At 68.4% G+C, this 1787-nt stretch carries 3 protein-coding genes; all 3 read right to left on the bottom strand.

Annotated elements, in window-relative coordinates:
- On the bottom strand, positions 1–375 hold a 375-nt coding region (locus ADBZ5U_RS16155), incomplete at its 3' end, for an Rv3103c family proline-rich protein (protein WP_526811894.1).
- Positions 372–1283, bottom strand: a complete 912-nt coding sequence (locus ADBZ5U_RS16150; protein WP_526811892.1) for a mechanosensitive ion channel family protein — start codon at positions 1281–1283, stop codon at positions 372–374. The genes ADBZ5U_RS16150 and ADBZ5U_RS16155, both read right to left, overlap by 4 nt.
- A gap of 1 nt (position 1284) precedes the next feature.
- Positions 1285–1787 (bottom strand): peptide chain release factor-like protein (locus tag ADBZ5U_RS16145; protein WP_526811891.1); only part of this gene is annotated, 503 nt, incomplete at its 5' end.

The following is a 1787-nucleotide window of genomic DNA, read 5'->3' as shown; positions in this document are numbered from 1 at the left end:
GTTGGGCGCGGGCGGCGGCGTCGGGCCGCCCGGCTCGGCCGGGGCGCTGGACGGGGTCGGGGTGGCGGTGACCGGCGTCGTCGGGGTGGTCGTGCTCGGCGTGGTCGCCGGAGTCGTGGTCGTCGTGGTGGTCACCGGGTCGCGTGGCCGGACGTCGGTGCGCGGCGCCCAGGTGTAGGCGGGGTCGGGGATGAAGCCCGGCGGCACCACGTCGCTGGCCGGCACCTGTTCGGGCGCCGGGGTGGTCTCGTATGTCTCATACAGCCACCAGATCGCGCAGAACGCGATCAGCAGGGCCGCCGTGCTGGTGCGCAGCCGCCCGCCCAGGATGTAGCCGGGCCAGCCTCGGCCCTCTCGGGGGTTCGTCGTCTTCACCGCTGCTCCGGCCCCTCGGTCTCGCGTCCGGCACCTCTGGTGGCGATCCCGGCCCGGGCCAGCGCCGCGACCACCAGGAGCCGCAGCCGCCGGCCCACCTCGAATTGCTTGCCGGGCAGCGAGCGGGCCACCATCCGCAGGTTGACGGTGTCGAGTTCGATGCTCTCCACCCCCATCAGCTGCGGCTTGTCCAACAACAGATCCTCGAGGCTGGGATCCCGCGCGGCGCTCTCGGCCACCTGGTACAGCACCTCGTTCACCACTGAGAGATCGGCGGTGCTCGGCACCGGGATGTCGACGACGGCGCGCGCCCAGTCCTTGGACAGGTTGAGCGTCTTGACGATCTGGCCGTTGGGGATCGTGTACATCTCCCCGTCGGAGGTGCGCAGCTTGGTCACCCGCAAGGTGACGTCCTCGACGGTGCCCATCGCGTCGTTGCCGGATCCCAGGTTGAGCTGTACCAGGTCACCGAAGCCGTACTGCTTCTCGGTGATGATGAAGAACCCGCTGAGCAGGTCCTGAACCACCCGTTGCGCGCCGAAGCCCAGCGCAGCACCCAGGACCGCCGCCGGCGCGACCAGCGAGCCGATCGGCACCGCCAGCGTTTCGGTGATCTCCACGAACACCATCACGACCAGCAGAGCGATGGCCACATAGGAGATCACCGAGGCGACGGCTTGCCGGTGCTTGACGCTCTCGGAGCGCACCAGGGCGTCGCTCTGCTGGAAGTCGTCGTCGATGCGCCGGCTGATCCGTCCGGCCAGCCAGCTGATGAACCGCGCCCCGAGCAGGCCGCCGATCATCAGCAGGGCGATCTTCAGGCCGCGGGAGAGGATCCATTCGCCGATCTCGCCGTGCCAGAAGTCATGCCAGCGGTCGGCGAACGGGAATGCCACAAGCTCGGTCAAGTCAGTCTTCGTCGTCTCGTCTGTTGCGCCAACGGATTCCCGCCTCCAGGAACCCGTCGATGTCCCCGTCCAGGACTGCCGCGGGGTTGCCGACCTCGTACTCGGTCCGCAGATCCTTGACCATCTGGTAGGGGTGCAGAACGTAGGAGCGCATCTGGTTGCCCCACGAACTGCCGCCGTCGCCTTTGAGGGCGTCGAGTTCGGCGCGCTCCTCCTGGCGTTTGCGTTCCAGCAGTTTCGCCTGGAGCACCCGGGTGGCGGAGACCTTGTTCTGCAGCTGCGACTTCTCGTTCTGGCAGGTCACCACGATTCCGGTCGGGATGTGGGTGAGTCGAACCGCGGAGTCGGTGGTGTTGACCGACTGCCCGCCCGGCCCGCTGGACCGGTAGACGTCGACCCGCAGGTCGGTTTCGGGGATCTCGATGTGGTCGGTGGTCTCCACCACGGGCAGCACCTCAACCTCGGCGAAGGAGGTCTGCCTTCGGCTTTGGTTGTCGAACGGGC

Origin of the sequence: Mycobacterium sp. (assembly GCF_040398885.1) — a bacterium.
Taxonomy (GTDB): domain Bacteria; phylum Actinomycetota; class Actinomycetes; order Mycobacteriales; family Mycobacteriaceae; genus Mycobacterium.
The sequence above is the reverse complement of the archived record's forward strand: the minus strand, read 5'-3'. Positions and strand labels throughout refer to the sequence as shown.